Genomic DNA, 16,971 nt, shown 5'->3' with positions numbered 1-16,971 from the left:
CGTGTCGAAAGATGATCTTACTATGATAAAGCAAAGCAACTATATTCGGAGTCATTCAAAAGCATTCATAAGTAAGCATCTTGTGATTCTTCTCTTATTTTTAGCATTTCTCCTAGGTCTTCGAACGTTTTGGTTTTCGTTTCATGCATCACCAGATCATCCGCAAGCGATTCAAGGGGTTCTTGATATGCGCGGGTGGGACTTTGAAAACTCCCCGTCCATTTCACTGGATGGGGAATGGGAGTTTTACCCTGATTCTTTCATCACGCATGAAGATTTCAAGCAATCATCGAATGACGAACGCCAGTACCTTCAAGTGCCTGGCAATTGGAGCAGCGCTTTTTCCAGGGACTCTCCGTCACCGTATGGCTATGGTACGTACCGTTTACGGATTTTGGTCGATCAACCACTACATCAGCCATACACCTTATGGGTTCCACAAGTGGAAGCATCATCTACCGTAGAGGTTAACGGAGAGATATTAGCCAGAGCCGGAGTGCCTGCGACAACAGCGGAAGAGTACACGCCACAGAAGGGATCCTTCACGGCTACGTACATTGCGGGTGATGCAAAGGTCATTGAAGTGCTTGTCCGAACGGCCAACTTTCATAATCCAATCGAGGGAGGCATCGTCAGATCGATTTACTTCGGGTCGCAGGCCGCTGTTGACACCGAACGTTGGTATTCTATCGGCTTCCAGATGACAACCTTCCTCATCTTGTTGTTACATGGCTTGTATGCCGGCATCCTGTATGTATTGAATGCCCGCCACAAAGAGTTTCTGGTGTTTTTTTTGTTACTTTCCTGCGTAGGGATAAAGACTGTTTCTGATTATGACAATCTGCTGTTACTTTGGCTCCCGATCGATTATACATGGTCGATCAAGGTAGAAGTGCTCGCCTACATATGGCAGCCTCTGCTGATGATATTATTGGTCAGGAATCTATCTGATCAGGAAGAGAAAGAATACTCCAAGCCGTTTCGGGCATATCTTTTCGTGCTCAGTCTTTACTCGGCAGTCATCGTACTGGGAACTGCACAATGGGTGTATATATTAGCTGGAACGCCATTTTTAGTCATTATTTATTTTGGCCCTTTGTTGGTGTTTATTTTTAAAATCAGCCGCATGCTTATGCATGAAAAGAATGACGCTGTGTTTTTGCTCATTGCTGCAACGAGTATTTTGTCCAATGTCATATGGTCCGCCATCATCGAATATAAAATGATCGATATCAAGTACGTGTATTATCCGCTCGACCTGATTGCTGCACTTGTCAGTTTTTCTGCTTACTGGTTCAAGCGATTCTTTCGCAATTCAGAGGAAAAAGCAAAGCTAACGGAGCAATTGAAAGAAGCGGACAAGCTCAAGGACCAGTTTCTCGCCCATACCTCGCATGAACTGAGGACGCCGTTGCACGGCATCTTGAATATCGCCCAGACTGTCGTCAACAATGAAAAGCATGTCATGGGTGGTCGGAGCACGCAGGATATGGAGCTCTTAATCACGATCAGCCGCAGAATGTCGCATTTACTGGATGATTTGCTAGATGTCGTACGATTGCAGGACAAGCATATCATGTTGCAGAAGAAGCCGTTGCATATTCAATCGGTTGTTTCCGGCATCATCAGCATGCTCACTTACATGGTAGAAGGCAAGCCTGTTCAACTGAAAATGGACATACCAGATTCCATCCCGCCAATCTTGGCAGATGAGAAGCGGCTAGTCCAGATTCTGTTCAATCTTGTACACAATGCACTGAAATTCACGGAAGAAGGATCTGTCGTCGTTTCGGCCAAGAGCATGGACGGACAGGTGGCGATCTATGTATCCGATACAGGAATCGGGATGGATGAGTATACCAAGGCACGTATATTTTTGCCGTATGAGCAGGGAGCTCAAGCAACGAACGACGGCGGAGGAATTGGCCTCGGTCTTGCTATTTGTGCCCAGCTGGTAGAGCTGCATGATAGTGAGCTGAGAGTCGACTCTGAACTGGGCAAAGGCTCGGTATTTCGCTTCTGGCTGCCCGCGGTTAGTACAGATGAGATGAAAGCAGCAGAGAGCCAATATGTGGAGCAAATCGATAAGAGTAATCAAGTGACGGCTATTAATCAGATGGGGCATAGTGAAGCTCCAGATATCTTGGCTGTTCAGCAAACGGCTGCGCATGCGTTTGTAGAAAGAAAGGCGAACATATTGGCGATCGATGACGACCCGGTTAACCTAAGGGTGCTGGATCGAATGCTCTCCTCCTCGCATTATCAAATCACTACGTGTGCATCGCCAAGAGACGCGCTCGATCTGCTTTTTACAGAGCAGTGGGATTTACTTATTATCGATGTCATGATGCCCCATATGTCGGGCTATGAGCTGACGCAAAGGGTCAGGGAGCATTTCTCTGTTTCCGAGCTTCCGATCTTGCTCTTAACTGCGCGCAGCCAGTCTGAGGATGTATACACCGGGTATTTGTCTGGTGCGAATGACTATGTTTGCAAACCAGTCGATGGCATGGAGCTGAAATACCGCGTCTGGTCGTTGACGACACTCAAGCAAACCGTCGATGAACGACTGCGTATGGAGGCTGCCTACTTGCAGGCGCAGATTCACCCGCACTTCTTGTTCAACACACTTAGCTCCATTATGGCGTTGAGTGACATTGATACAGAGAAGATGCGGAAACTCGGGGATGCGTTTACCTCCTTCTTGCATATCAGCTTTGACTTTTTGAATACAGGAAAACAAGTGGCACTCTCCCATGAGCTGGAGCTCGTCCAAGCGTATCTTTACATTGAAAAGGAACGATTTGGGGGGCGGTTACAGATCGTGTGGGAGGTTGAGCCTGGTATCGATCTTCTCATCCCGCCACTGACCATTCAGCCATTAGTGGAGAATGCAATCAACCATGGTCTTCTTACCCAAATAGAGGGGGGAACTCTTCATATCCGCATCGCCCGGCAAAAGAACGCCACTCTTTTTGAGGTGAAGGATGATGGTATCGGGATGGAGGAAGAGACTGTGCGGCAAATTCTTGACTTGTCGAAGAAGGAAAGAGGCGGAATTGGCGTGTCCAACACGAATCGGAGACTGACGCAAATGTATGGGAAGGGCTTGGTCATCACGAGTAAGCCGGGGGAGGGAACGACGGTTTCGTTTGTGATACCGGATCGGATGTAAATTCGAAACTTCTTATATGGGGTGATCATCGTCTTCATTACTTTTCAATGCACCAAAAAGCTTATAGCAGAAATGAAAGTTACTGTTTCTGATAAAGAAAGAATAGTTGCGGAGCCGTTATACAGATGGCACGCTCACCTGTTTTTCTGTCAACGGCGGAAGTGTGTGCTGGTGATGAATAACGTAACCAGATACAATTTCGTAATGTATGGTTTGAAGAAGGGCGATTTTAACCGCTTTAATCAATTGGTGAAAGAAAAAATCGCAGAAAACCTTCTGGCAGATGGAATCGCGCAAACGCGAATTGAGAAGTATTTACAAAATATCGGTGAGGCTACTTATACAGAAACAGTGATAGAAGCATTCTTAGTCAAATGAATGACATGATATGGATTGCACAGGACGATATGGATAGGAAAATGAGGAAAAGTAATGAATTGGGTATTGATCAGGTGAATCGGTTTTTGAATGATTACATCATGACTAAATTGCCACAACTATTTTCCAGACAAGTAATGCTGGAAGCCTTGGAAGAATTATAGTGTGTATCCAAAACTTTTACATTTATTCTCATTACTATGGTATGTTAAATAGTAGAATTCTTGATACTCTCCTATTGATAGTAGGAGAGTTTTCTGTGTTCGCGTTTATCCCCAATCTATGGTTCCTATTATTTACATTCAACGATGACCGATGATTTTGTTAGTATAATAGATAAATTTAAGTGGAAGGACAATAGATATGCTAGATCCTTTGATCATCACCTACATCAATAAATCTATTCTAAAAAAGGATGAACATATTGATCTGCAAGGAAACGTATATCCTGACTCTCCCTTTGTAGATGTAAGTATTATCAGACGTACAGAAAGAACTTATCGGGTTGTTGGGGTTCTTACTTTAATGGCGGACGAGCCAGATTATATAGAAGAAAGCCCTGATGAGGAGTTAATGAGGAATATTTCAACTGTAAGGAAGAAAATAAACTTGGATGACAATGATCCAATTACACTTCGATGGCTGGAAAAAGGTTGGATCATGAAAGAAATCCGTTTTAAAAAAGACCAGAAAACAGTGACTTCCATACAATATCGAATGGGCTATAGGCTTCATAAATATCGAGAAATACAGCTTCGGAACAAGATGGATATCATTGATCAGGAACTTCGAAATTGGAATCAAAGTGCGGCAACGCTTGAGTATGCTTATGAGCATACTAGCAAAAAAGAATTGCAGACATTAGTGTCCATCATGAATGAAAGATACGGTCAGGGCTTCGAGGATATAAGGGACTCATCACTTTTTCCATCAAAGTGGTCCATAGAAAAACGACTGAAATTTCTTCATTTTGTGTTAGCTTTTGTGCAATTAGCATTGAATAAAACCAATTTTGACTGGAAAGAAATCGGGGCTAGCTACTATAAGGAAATTGGCGGATCAAAGGAATTTGACTTATTCAAGGATGAGTTTATTGCACATTTGGAAAACTGGGCACAATGTTCGGCGGATTCACTTGGCCTTACCAGTCTGGGGAAAATTACACCTCTCTTTTTTGCGGGACAAATCGTTGGTCAGTTTTCTACGTATCAATATGGTCCTGTTCATGCACTGACAGATATAGCGATTGATGAAGAAGAGTATTCAACAGGTGCAACAACGCTGTGGCTTGTTGAAAATCGGTCAATATTGACAAGAATTGCTGCTGAAAGAGGCTTTTTGATGGAGACAAATTCTCTTGTACTATGTGTGGATGGACATCTAAGAACCTCACATCGTCTGTGCATTCAGCAACTATTAAAAAACAGTTCTTTAGACCAAATCATCATATGGAGTGACTACGATCCGGATGGTCTGCAAATATCCAGGGAGCTATACTTGGCTGTTGCACAATATGATCGTATCCGTTTGAAATGGATTACACACAATCTTGAATCTGTTACCAGCTGGCAGCAATATGAAGAGTATATGTCAGCACTCTTGAACCATCACAAGATAGAGCAGGAACAAATGTTAGGGGGTGTAAACGATTGGAAAAAGTGGATCAGCCATTAATATCTATTTTTCAATCTGATGAATCAGCTCCCGAGCTGATGCAGTCTATGCGAGATATCGCCTATTTAACGGGTGTGTTAAGTGAGCTTGGTTCACAAAATGCTTTTCAGTCTCCGAGTCAAATCCTGCGCTTTTTACGTTTGATTCAATTATTTAATGAGGAAGCGCTTGGCCTTGATGAGCCAATAGATAATGCGGAGACTGTTTATTATCGTTATCGAAATCGTTACAAGGATCCAGAACCACCTTCTAAAAAAACTGTTGAGCAAACTATAAATATTCTAGTCAAATATAACTGGATCTCGAAACAGTCACGTCAGTTGAAAATGAGAGATGTTGGGAAGCGAATGATGGATGTATTGATTCGACTTGCGAACGATTCTCTTGCCTACTATATGCATGATGATATTGGTCGCTCTCTTTTTCAGGCAAAGCGTGATGCTGAATTAAGTGAAGCATACGATGACCACGGGATTTCGGGTGGTAATAAGATAGCCAGTATGATCCGCAATGTTGAAAATGCGATTCAATTAATGAGAGAACGCGAGTTGGAGATGCTGGCTGATCGGAATGCTTTGCCGCAACTTGAGCTTATTCACTATTTAATGGAGGAACTAGAAGTGAAATTGCAAGACCGGCTTCGTCAATTTCAAACATTGGAGGATAGCTTGATTCTTGCAAATTTAATGCAAAAAGGAACTGCTGTTTTGGCGGAAGGAACCAATTTAAGTCTGGGGATGATTAATAAGTATCTGAAGTTTACCCATATGCAAAAAACACCCTTATCTTCAACGATCCGACCTGAAAAGGTGCGTGAATTTATTATTTCAATGTTTGACCCGCCTCTTGATTCTGACATTCCTAACGCATATCAATTATTAAGCTTTATGGAACAGAACCAGTATGAGGATGAAGCAGTTGACGGTTTGTGGATGCCAGTCAAATTTGCTGCGCCCCTTTCGGCGGTTACTATCGAGGAAGCTATAGATTACTTAGAAACATACGAGCCATTGGTTGAATCGATGGATGAAGTAGTGGAAGAAATCGTTTTTCTTACAGAAGAAATTTCTATGGATCAAATGGAAGAATGGATGGGTGAATCAAACTGGCTGTTAACAAAATCGATGATTGAAACAAAACAGATAGAATCTTTTTTAGATATCCATGAAGAAGCACTTATTGAACAAGTTGTCGTTGAAGCTACATCTTCTCGTTGGAGTGATGCAGTTAATGCACTAACAGCTATTTCAGCATTAGTCGGAAATAAAAAAATTGCTGTTCACAAATCAGAACGAAAAGATTTACCCGATTATGAAAGAAAATGGGAGTGGATGAATCATGAAGATCGAGCCAATACCATCCGAAAAAGAAATCGTACCTCCGATTCGAGAAGAACGGATGGGGGATTGGGAGAGTAACGAGACCAATGTCAATCCATTAAATGTGATGCAGTCAATTAGGGGCATCTTGACAGAAGAAGAGGAAATCACATTTATGAACATTCTATTTTCCTCCTCTGCCTCCATACGATTGGGAAACTTCGGCCTTTCAAGAAAAGAAGTGGAAAAGTATCTTCGAATTCAAGGGAATGATGAGAAGTTTCATTCTTTTATCATACGGGTCAATCAAGCAGTTAGCCGCTATTTCAAAATAATCTATGATGAACGGCGTGATCAAATTGTTGTGGTAATGAGAGTACCGGCAAGAGCAGCCCGCAATACGTTGTCAAAAGAAAGCCTTGCTATATTATTGTATATATTTTACCAGCAGGAAGTTCTTCAGCATGAGTTTACACTTTTTGATCAACTCCTGAATGCATTTGGACACGAAACAACGAAAGCAAACCAACGACTTCTATCAAACATTGACCCATTGAAAAAAATAGGTGCGATAGAAGAATATGATACGAGTTCACAAGAGAAAGCCTATCAGCTAACGGCAATTGGGGTGAACATGTTTTCAGATTCTTTTTTGCGTCGCACAGTGGAATTCAGCCAATCACATCAACTAAACAAAGAAGAGGTTTTGAAATTTTTTAGACGGTATAACCTTTACCAGAAAGGAGAAAACGAATGATTCCGTGGAGACTTACTTTTTCAGGTGTCCGTGACTACTCGCCCACATTGGTGGATTTATCTGGTGAAGATCATCACGTATTAATCACTGGACCCAATGGTGCGGGTAAATCAACGCTTACTTTTTGTATGGGGGCTGTCTTGTATTCCTCTAAAGTAGATATTGAGGGTTTGAAATCTCGTAATTTATCGACTGAACAAACATGGAGAGCAAGAATTTCATTATTATTTAAAAATGACGGACTGATGAAAATTGATGCACCATCGTTTATTGAATTCACGTTAACAATCACTCAAGATCCCGGTCAACCTTTAAAAAAGGAGTTTTCGATTTCTAAGGGTGAGCAAATGGATAGATGGGAAGAAACGGTTACGTTCACTTCGGGTGACCGGTATTTTAATTTTTCTGCGTACAGGAAAGATTTACAGTATAAATATAAAATTGATCCAGATCTTTTCTATCTCATTTGGTATCAGCAGGAGGTTAATCAATTTGCAGTCATGCACCCAGTGGAGCGTTTTCGCATTTTTAGTGAGATTCATGGAATAGACAAAATCCAGCGAAATTGGGAAGAAAGCATGGAAAAAATGAAAGAGACCGAAGATACTCTACGGTCTTCTGAACTGAATGTAAAATTAATGAAAGCAGAACTCTCCATGAAAAAGGCTGCACTCGACCGTTTTTTGGATAACCAAAGAAGGCTACGAGAAGGCGGAGAGCTCTATATTGAATCATTGTTTGGGCTAGAAGAGCATTTTAAAAATGAAAAAGAGAGAGTACAAAATATCATACAGCAATTGGAAGAAGAAATGGAAGAGGTATATGAGACACAAGCATTAAGAAAAGAACAACACGAAAAAGCAAAAGAACACCTGAACACATTGATGAGTGAATCTAAAGTACTGGACGCACGTATTGAAGAAGCCCATAAAAAAATCGATGAAGCCACATTACACCTTCAGGACATTCAGATACAGATCGAAGAATTAGAGAAAGAATTGGAATCCATTACGTTACGAAAGAGTCAAATAATAAGAACCGAGGAAGAGGTAAAAGCTGAGCTTTATGGGCTTTTGAATGAACAGAAAAAAACAAATGAAGACTATCAGCGGACTCATTCTTTATTGGAGGAGCGACAAACAGCTTGGCAGGAAAAAGTAGTACAAGTAGCTAAGAGCGAAGAGAAAATAGCAGTTGATAATGATTTGGAAGTTGTTCATCTTGAAAAATTACAACAATATAAAAGCAGTCATGCAGTACAAGAAAAGATTACGCTTCTTGAAAAAGAAATCGAAGTGAACAAGGACAATAAAAGAAATGATTCACTAAATTTGCGTGAGCTAGAGGAAGAGCTTGCTTTACTTGAAGAGGAGCGTAATTTGTCGGCTCGCCAATTGGAATCAATGAAATTGTTCCGATCACAACAAATAAAAGCTTATCCTCTCCGTGAGCTCATTGAAATGGATGAGACTGCTCGATTAAAGGATGAGCAGTTATTTCATACAATCAAGTATACGATCTTTGTTAATGCTACCCACGTTAATCCGCCAAACGATTTGTATCATGTCCCGTTGATGAAAATTGTTCCTGACCGGTCTGTTACAAAATTACCAGACCTTCATATTAGAGTGAAGGAAGGATTGCGTGAAGAAGAAATTCCATATGCGATCAAAGCGCTTTGGTGGGTGGAGCAATTTTTTAAGGACGAGGCATATTCCATCCAAAACGGTGTTTTAATTGATCCGATTGGGATTCGAGGACCTCAAGAAAAAGAAAAGTTTATTTTAAGTATAAAAGCACTGCGAGTTCGGAAGCAGGAAGTGCAAGAACAGATTGAGACACTTGCGCAGAGGGTGTCCTTCTATGAGCAGAAAATACTAGCTGATACGAAGACTGTTCAAGAGTTAAACAGTATTATTCATCAAGTGAGAGAAGCCGAAGCGTTCATGACAAATGAACATGAGCGCGTCTTGCGGAAAGAAATGTTGATTGAAGTACTTGAAAGTAAAGAAGAACTAGAGCAGGACATGAAAAGATTAGATAAAGATAAGCTACAACTCGTTCGTCTCCAAATTAAGCAACAAAAATTAGAAGAAGAACTACGAGAAGAAGAGGCTGTTTACGAAGAACTCGGGAAGATGAAAGACAAATATGAGAGATTGAACGAATTCAGGAAGCAAGTGACAGTAAAGAAGGAGCAATTGAAAGAAGAAAACAGCAATAGCGCTCAAATGGAGAGAGAACTGGGGCAGCTTGAGCGAAAGATTAGCCAGACTGAAAGGGAAATAAGAAAGTTGTCTGATGATCTAGAAAAAATGGAAAGTGATATTCAATCGAGAAAGAAGCAAAAGGAAAACTACATGGGTCAAATAGAGACAACGAAACAAGAGCGTGTTGAGACGATAAAAGAACTGAATGAGTTACAGCATATTACCCCTGATATTTATTCCGACGTCTTTGCTAAAGCGGTTTTAGAAAAATCATACTCTATTTCGCAACTGAGGAAAGATCGTGAAAGAGGCCAGGTCATTTTTAACCAAGCGAGGATGGAAGAAGGAATAGATCCTGCTGCACCAGAAAATCACGAGACAGCAAAATTTGAATATGAACGTTTGGCTGACGAATTCAAGAGGACAAGCATTTTGCTAGAACAAGATAGGGAACGCTCCGAGCAATTAAGAGATAAATTGGAGACGACAATTAACATGCGTGTTCTCGAGTTGCAACAGCGGTTTAAGATGTATATGAGTCATTTTCAATTTGAAGGGGATATTAGTTGGGAATCATTTGAAGACCAGCGGAAGCGTATCCATTTTAAACTGTATATTAAAGCTCGGAAAGAAGGTCACCGCGGATCTCTGGAGGATGTCAGTATAAAAGCACGTGGTGGAAAAGTTGGGAAAGGAGTCTCGGGGGGTGAAGAATCTCTTAGCTCACTCCTTTTTGCTCTTGCACTATTACAGAATCTGCAAACTACCCCGGGATTCATTGTACTCGACGAATTTGATAGTGCTCTAGACGAAAACCGAAAATCAAAAGTCTTTGATTTGTATGAACAAGAACTAAAAAGGAAATTGATTATTTTAACGCCAAAGTCGCACGAAGAAACGTATTTGAATCGTTTTACGAAAGCGTTTATCGTTCAACACGATCCTACTGGGCCAACAAGTAGAGTTATTGGGATTGTGAAAGGAAAAGATTAATTTCTTTTTTAGAACACATATCGAAAAGCAACCTCTATCTCTTTAACGAGTGAAGCAGGTTGCTTTTCTCTTTATAAAACTCGAAAGAAGGCCCATTTCAATCGAAAGCTCTCATAACTTGAAAAACGACAAGGTTGTCTATTATAATGAATTTATCAATAAAAATGACAATTATGTCTATTTTGTAAGAAGGAGACTCCCAACCCCCATGGCCCCAAAAGTAAGCGACGAATACAAAACCAAAAAGAAAATCGAACTGCTGCAAGCGGCAAAACGTGTGTTCATCACCAAAGGCTATACACGGGCCACCATGCAAGACGTCATGGACGAGGCGGGCGTATCACGAGGAGCCTTGTATGCCTACTTTGATAACCTGGAGCACTTATATTTGGAACTGCTGCAATTCAAGGATCAACAGGATGCACAATTTTTTGCGCCTGTTGCTGGTGAAAGGTCTTGGCAGCAAATCACCAAATGGGTGAACAAGCAACAGGGCGAGATCGAGAAAATCGATCAAACACTGTCCAAAGCCAACTCAGAGTTTTTCCTGTCACTGAAGGATCAGCAAAAGCAACAGAGCTATCCATACATCACGACTCGCTATGAAAAAATGGTCGACGTGTTGACAGCTTTCTTCGCGCATGGGACAGCGACAGGTGAGTTCAAGCCACATCTACCACCTGAGGCGATCGCTCGCTATTTCATCTCGGTTATCGATGGGCTGATGCTGGATACTGCGCATTTGGGCCCAGAGAAAACGAAGGTGTCCGAGCAGATGGAAGCATTGTTGTTTTCATTGAGAGCGATGCTGGGACCGACTCAATAAGGAGGGGCACGAATGTTATTTCAAACAGAGAGAATCTATTTGAGAAAAATGACGGGGGAGGACGTGGACGTCTACCACAAGTGGAGAAATGACGAAGAAGTCATGCGGACAACGAATCCGTCTATGGACGTCTATACGTGGGAAGATACGAACGGGTTTGTGAATCAGGTCATTCTGCATGCAAGCTCCTCGAAGAGCTATATGATCGTAGACAGCCAAACCAATCGACCGATCGGGATTACCTCTCTCATCCAAATCGACCTGAAAAATCGCAATGCGGAATGCATCATCGATATTGGGGAGAAGGAGTATTGGGGAAAGGGGTATGGACGAGAAGCGATGAAGCTGCTGCTGGATTATGCATTCTTGGAAATGAATCTGCATCGGGTATCGCTGCGTGTTTTTTCTTTTAACGAAAGGGCGATCAAGCTGTATGAGAGGCTCGGATTCAAGCAGGAGGGGATCTCGCGGCAGTTTTTGTTTCGAGAGGGAAAATGGCATGATATCGTCTACATGGGAATTTTGCAGCAGGAATATATCTCATGAAAAGAGGCTGGCGGTACGATGGGTACCACCAGCCTTTTGCGTATGAAGAGCCCTTATTTTCCAGAGTAAATCGGTACTTCCCACTCTACATTTTTGTGTTCAACCATTCGTTTCTTGGATGAAATGATCAATTGCTTTGGAAGGGTTGTGAGGTTTTTTAAGAAGATCGTTCCTTCGAAAATAGCCCGATCATTTTTATACTCAGTCTTATTGATTAAGTAGTCGATGTCTTCGTACTTTTTCCCTGTCTCGTCTGTAATGGTCCAGTATTGGTAGGGACCCATAGCGGCAGTATCTGGAGAGAGAGTTGCCTCGAATGCCAGATCGTAGCCTTCCAATTTTGTGGTAGTCCCATCGTCGTTCACGCGGTGATGGCCGTCATAGCCTTCAAAATCAACGACTGCGTTTGGATCCTTTTGATATTTTTTGAAAGTAAACTGATCTCCCTGGTCTTTCGCTGTAATGACTTCTTTCTTTTCGAGGCGATTGGTGTCCAATTTCGCGTTAAGCTTAGCTGTTTCCTCTGTATATACAGACTTCAGCTTGAAGGTGAGGCTTTGGCTTTCGTCGATTGGTTGGAAGTAGTGGAAGTCTCTTGTTCCATTTTCAGTAGAGCGGGTATGCTCCCATTTCAAATACGGGATGACATTGCTTTGTTTGCTGGCTTTACGGGTGACAGCATCGGAATCCCAAGCGGCGACAACTGTGCCCTTTTCATTGACTAGCTCGTAGCTGTATTCTTTTCGCTGGTTATCCGTATTCGAGCGATCTACGACCATTTCCATCCCACTCGGTGCAAACGTCATCTGTTTTACGTCCAGCTTGAGCCCTTGCGGAGTCGTGTATGTTTTGTTGATCTCATGTGTCTTCGTCGCGGCCTTTGCCTTTTTCATGTCAACAGGTACGGACAGCTTCCAGTTTCCTTTGATGTCGCCCAATTGTTTAATGTTGAACTCCACAATCAGCTCGTCCGGAATTTCACTGATATCAGCAAAGTAGCTGCGCAGCTCACGATTCAAGGACATGGTACCGGTATCTGTATACATAACATTGTGCCAATCTTCATTTGGTCTGCGAGTGTCTTCATTTGCAGATGACTCAACAGGCTTCAGTACGTTCCCTTGTTTGTCTTTGATTGTAATGACTTGCTCCTTGTTATCTCTTCTGATCATTTGGCTCAAAAAACCGTCCGTCGGCTTACCGTTCTTGTCTTTTAAAGAAGCTGCTATGCTAATACGCAGCGGGTCGGCGACCACTTCATGCACGGTGAAAGTGAGGCCTTGATCGGTCGCACTTATACCAACGGACTGTGCGAATCCATTCTTGGCTGCTTGAGCAATTCCTTTGTCCGCTAATTTTTCCAGGAAGCTATTGCTCACAGGTGCTACAGGATCAGCCTTGCCAATCGGGCTGTTCGTAAAAGCAGCATGGACATAACTGGAAAAGGTCGGGGAGATGAGCATTCCTCCCGAGACGACGATGGTTAATGCAGCGGCGGCAAGCGTCATTCTTTTCATGATCGTGATACTCCTTTGTTTCCACGCAGGTGGTTGGTGTGTAGGTGTAGCAGGGTTCAATACTCTCACGGGATGAGGGGAGAGCATCTGAATAATCTTTTGATCCATATTTGGTGAGAGGGAGTTTTCCCACATCGTTTCTTCTGTTTGGTGCAGCTCATTGACCCATTGCTCCAGTAGGTGCTGGCAGTGTGTGCAATGATCGAGATGACTTTCGACATTTCGTTTGTTCACTGGCGATAAACGATCTTCCATGTAGGCGATCAGCTGTCTTTGCGTAAGGCAATTCAAAGCGGGGTACCCCCTTTTTTCTCCGGCTTGCTTAGCTGGTCTCGCAGCTTTTTCCTGGCATAGGAAAGGCGCATTCTCACGGTATCTACGGACAAAGATAGTTTGTTGCCGATCTCTCGGTAGCTTAAATGCTGGAGATAATGCAAATCGAGAATCGTCCTGTGGTTCTTGTCCAGTGTCATCATCTGCTGTCGCAAAGCATGACGCTGTTCTTTTTCCAGATAATCTTCCTCTGGGATCGGACATTCGTCTTTGACCTCGACATCCATCTCCGTTACGGAAGGCATCCGCTTTCTTTTTCGCAGCTCGTCAATCCCGCGATTGATCGCAATTCGATACAGCCAGGCAGAAAAGGAGCAATTGGGTTTATAATCTGGCAGACTGTAGTACGCCTTGATAAAAACCTCCTGCACCATGTCTTCGGCATCATGAGAATGATGGAGCGTGCGCTGGAGAATCGAAGCGATTTTTCCCTTGTATTTATTGACGATCAGAGCATAAGCCTCTTTATTTCCTTGAAGAACCTCCGCAATGACCTCTCGATCGTCCTGCATGTTTGTTACCTCCTTGCAAAAAGGTGCTGCGCAGCTTTCCGTTTTGCTGTTCACTACTATAGACGACAAGAAGGGGAAACCCCTCTCAAACTTTTTTATAAAAAAAGAAAATGGCATAGGAAGAGGATGCCGTTCTTCACTCGCTAGAAGGGCATCCTCTTTCCATTTTACCGTGTAATCCGATAAACCTCGCCACTCAACCGTCCTCGAATTTTATAAACATCGCCGACGGAAACAGCTATATCCTTTGCACCTTTAATCAAAATTTCTTGCTCCAGTCCTTCCACATACAGTGGGAAGTGATTTCCGCCAATATCGTGCGTAAATAATCTGTTTACACGCCCGATGACCTCGTGCAAGGATCGATCTCCAATATGGCTAAGCGATGGTTCCATATTATTATCCAGTTGGGTCAACTCTAAAGCACTAAATGATACATGTTCCATGTAGAGAGAGACGACAAGGTGATCGTTGACCTTGGTATACTCTGAATATCCCCCCGCAAGCATGAAATCACCCGGGCAAAAATATTCAAACTGAAACAAAAAGTCATTATTTAGCTTGCGTACGTGCAAATCCCTAACATTTCCGCCAAGCTTCACATCGGTAATGACGCATTCAAACTTGTCGTTTTGTTCCAAGTAGGCCAATCTACGGGTCATCTGTTGATTCAGCCATTTGAGATAATACGCTGCAAATGAATCACTGACGAAACGTGTCCCCTGTCCATTACAGGTATCGATGTAGTACAGCTTTCCGGCAAGCTCACCTGATACAATCATGACAATAAAATACCCGCAACCATCGTTATGTACGGTGATGGTACCGTGAAGTGCCTCCGTAATCATCTGATCATATCCAACGTCATCGTCCGTAATCGTATCGTCTTCTGTTTCGTCTAAATCATCGTCAAAGCAACGGTTGCATTTGTCCAAGGAAAAGGGGAGACTCATATATTCTAAGCCAACAGTTTTTCGTAAGCTTTCTTCCAAACACCCCTTTGCATGTGACAAGGACAGGGGGAACTGTTTGGCATGCTTCCCGCCATTTCCGATGTAGAGCAGGAAATCTTTGTAGTCTTGCGGTAATACTATGTGAGCCGAGGATTCGAACTGTTCGATTTGCTCCAATGTCAATCGTTCATTCAAAACATATGGACAATTTCCGTCATAGAGGCTGTGGTATTGATCTAGCATTTCTTCGACCTCTGTAATAAACGCGCTTTTGGGGGCGGTATCTATCATCCTGTCTAGCACCTCAATCGTAAAGGAGTAATATGACCTTGAGCCAAAACAATCATTCCATCGCGGTGATCTCTGACGTACACAGCAACGCCTATGCATTAGAAGCTGTTCTGCACGACATAGATTCCCGCGGAATTGAAACCATTGTGAATTTGGGCGATACCTTATTCGGGCCGCTTGATCCGATCAAAACAGCAGAGCTCTTGATGGAGCGAGCTGAAATCATCCACATCATGGGTAATTGTGACAGATATTTACTGGGAGAGCAAATGGAGTCAATGACCTTCCAATACGTGAAACCACTGCTGACACAAGAAATGCTCAGCTGGATCGGGTCATTCCAAAAACAATGGACACAGGATGATCTGTTATTTTGCCACGGAACACCTTTTGCCGATGATATCTATTTATTGGAGAACGTTGCTCCCTACGGAATAGAAGACAAAAGTGCGAATGCGCTAATGATTGAGCTGACAGGTATCCAACAAAAAGTCATTTTTTGCGGACACTCTCATGTGCCCAAATCCGTGTGGCTCCCAGATGGGAAGCTCGTAGTAAATCCGGGGAGTGTCGGATTGCCAGCGTATTTTGAAGAGACGCCGTACCCGCATTCGATGGAATCGAAAACCCCACATGCCAAGTACGTCACGGTAAAACCACAAAGTGGCTCGTGGCTAGTCGAGCATGTATTGGTTCCGTATGATTTCGAGAAGGCAGCGAGAAGAGCGGAAGAAAACGGACGCAGAGACTATGCGTATGCGATCCGAACGGGAAGAGCGGAGCTGTAGCATGTCGATCCTGTGCATTCATACTATAGGCACAAAATGAGTGGGAGAGCAGGGGTTTTCATGAAGGACGATATCATCAAAAAATTAGATTTGCACAAGCAATGGATTGATTCGATTGGGAAAACGGGTGAGAGACTAGTCGTCGATGAAGTAGACTTTCGCTCAATAGACGTAGCAGAGTACCCTTTGGATCAATCTCGTTTGATCGCCAGTACTTTTGACGGGATGAATCTAAAGGATAAAGATCTCTATGCAGCGCATCTGTACTCCTCAACGTTTCGATCAGCAAATTTAGAAAACGCTATCTTCATCAAAAGCGAATCGTCTTATGCAGACTTTTCAAATGCTAATTTACAAAAGACAAACTTTGTCAAAAGTTCTTGCTTCGAAACGGTGTTTGCGCGAGTCGATTTGCGGAAGGCAAAATTAGTGAATGCTCTTTTTTATCAGGCAGATTTTAGAGAAGCCGATTTACAGGATGCGGATATTCGAGATTCTTCATTTGAAGAAGTGTTGTTTAAAGGAGCGCAATTAAAAGGAGTAACCGGTTTAGAAGAAGCTACTATCATAAGTATTAATATCGGTACCTTGGAGCAGCCAGACATTCTTGCAGGAGAAGACGCGAGAAATTGGCTCATACAGCAAATCCATACCCCATGAAAAAAAGGAAGAGGACGAGCGCCCTCTTCCTTTTCCTTA

The 16,971-nt window shown here is 42.7% G+C and carries 14 protein-coding genes; 11 read left to right on the top strand and 3 right to left on the bottom strand.

The window, feature by feature from the left end; translation table 11 throughout:
- The first annotated feature begins 22 nt into the window (after positions 1-22).
- From HPY31_RS17470 to HPY31_RS17430, 9 genes are all read left to right on the top strand, one after another.
- On the top strand, positions 23-3,175 hold the full coding sequence (locus tag HPY31_RS17470; RefSeq protein ID WP_216675693.1) for a hybrid sensor histidine kinase/response regulator: 3,153 nt from the start codon (positions 23-25) through the stop codon (positions 3,173-3,175).
- Between the two features lie 21 nt (positions 3,176-3,196).
- On the top strand, positions 3,197-3,553 hold the full coding sequence (locus HPY31_RS17465) for a DUF6933 domain-containing protein (protein ID WP_172141745.1): 357 nt from the start codon (positions 3,197-3,199) through the stop codon (positions 3,551-3,553).
- 41 nt (positions 3,554-3,594) lie between these two features.
- A complete protein-coding gene (locus HPY31_RS29050) occupies positions 3,595-3,717 on the top strand; it encodes a hypothetical protein (RefSeq protein ID WP_256434418.1) in 123 nt (40 codons plus the stop codon).
- A gap of 211 nt (positions 3,718-3,928) precedes the next feature.
- Positions 3,929-5,227 carry a toprim domain-containing protein gene (locus HPY31_RS17455; protein ID WP_216675692.1) on the top strand — a complete coding sequence of 433 codons (1,299 nt, stop codon included), beginning with the start codon at positions 3,929-3,931 and terminating at the stop codon, positions 5,225-5,227.
- Complete coding sequence (locus tag HPY31_RS17450; protein WP_216675691.1) at positions 5,203-6,645, top strand: hypothetical protein; 1,443 nt, start codon at positions 5,203-5,205, stop codon at positions 6,643-6,645. Before HPY31_RS17455 ends, HPY31_RS17450 begins: the two co-directional genes overlap by 25 nt.
- On the top strand, positions 6,626-7,303 hold the full coding sequence (locus HPY31_RS17445) for a hypothetical protein (protein WP_172141903.1): 678 nt from the start codon (positions 6,626-6,628) through the stop codon (positions 7,301-7,303). Before HPY31_RS17450 ends, HPY31_RS17445 begins: the two co-directional genes overlap by 20 nt.
- On the top strand, positions 7,300-10,506 hold the full coding sequence (locus HPY31_RS17440; RefSeq protein ID WP_172141742.1) for an SMC family protein: 3,207 nt from the start codon (positions 7,300-7,302) through the stop codon (positions 10,504-10,506). Before HPY31_RS17445 ends, HPY31_RS17440 begins: the two co-directional genes overlap by 4 nt.
- Positions 10,507-10,714: 208 nt before the next feature.
- Complete coding sequence (locus HPY31_RS17435) at positions 10,715-11,332, top strand: TetR/AcrR family transcriptional regulator (protein WP_172141741.1); 618 nt, start codon at positions 10,715-10,717, stop codon at positions 11,330-11,332.
- A gap of 12 nt (positions 11,333-11,344) precedes the next feature.
- A complete protein-coding gene (locus tag HPY31_RS17430; RefSeq protein WP_172141740.1) occupies positions 11,345-11,878 on the top strand; it encodes a GNAT family N-acetyltransferase in 534 nt (177 codons plus the stop codon).
- A gap of 53 nt (positions 11,879-11,931) precedes the next feature.
- On the opposite strand, the gene HPY31_RS17425 is transcribed toward HPY31_RS17430, so the two are convergent.
- The 3 genes from HPY31_RS17425 to HPY31_RS17415 form a co-directional block, all read right to left on the bottom strand.
- Positions 11,932-13,686 (bottom strand): DUF4179 domain-containing protein, encoded by a 1,755-nt coding sequence (locus HPY31_RS17425; protein ID WP_172141739.1) that lies wholly within the window; start codon positions 13,684-13,686, stop codon positions 11,932-11,934.
- Positions 13,683-14,240, bottom strand: a complete 558-nt coding sequence (locus HPY31_RS17420) for an RNA polymerase sigma factor (RefSeq protein WP_016741148.1) — start codon at positions 14,238-14,240, stop codon at positions 13,683-13,685. The genes HPY31_RS17425 and HPY31_RS17420 overlap by 4 nt, the downstream gene beginning before the upstream one ends.
- 167 nt (positions 14,241-14,407) lie before the next feature.
- Entirely contained in the window at positions 14,408-15,484 is a 1,077-nt protein-coding gene (locus HPY31_RS17415) for an SMI1/KNR4 family protein (RefSeq protein WP_172141738.1), read from the bottom strand.
- A gap of 32 nt (positions 15,485-15,516) precedes the next feature.
- Between HPY31_RS17415 and HPY31_RS17410 the strand changes: the two genes are divergently transcribed.
- Together HPY31_RS17410 and HPY31_RS17405 are read left to right on the top strand one after the other, a co-directional pair.
- Positions 15,517-16,272, top strand: a complete 756-nt coding sequence (locus tag HPY31_RS17410) for a metallophosphoesterase family protein (protein ID WP_172141737.1) — start codon at positions 15,517-15,519, stop codon at positions 16,270-16,272.
- A gap of 60 nt (positions 16,273-16,332) precedes the next feature.
- Complete coding sequence (locus tag HPY31_RS17405) at positions 16,333-16,932, top strand: pentapeptide repeat-containing protein (RefSeq protein ID WP_172141736.1); 600 nt, start codon at positions 16,333-16,335, stop codon at positions 16,930-16,932.
- The last annotated feature ends 39 nt before the right edge of the window (positions 16,933-16,971 follow it).

It is taken from the genome of Brevibacillus sp. HB1.3 (assembly GCF_013186635.1).
GTDB lineage: Bacteria > Bacillota > Bacilli > Brevibacillales > Brevibacillaceae > Brevibacillus > Brevibacillus brevis_D.
The sequence above is the reverse complement of the archived record's forward strand: the minus strand, read 5'-3'. Positions and strand labels throughout refer to the sequence as shown.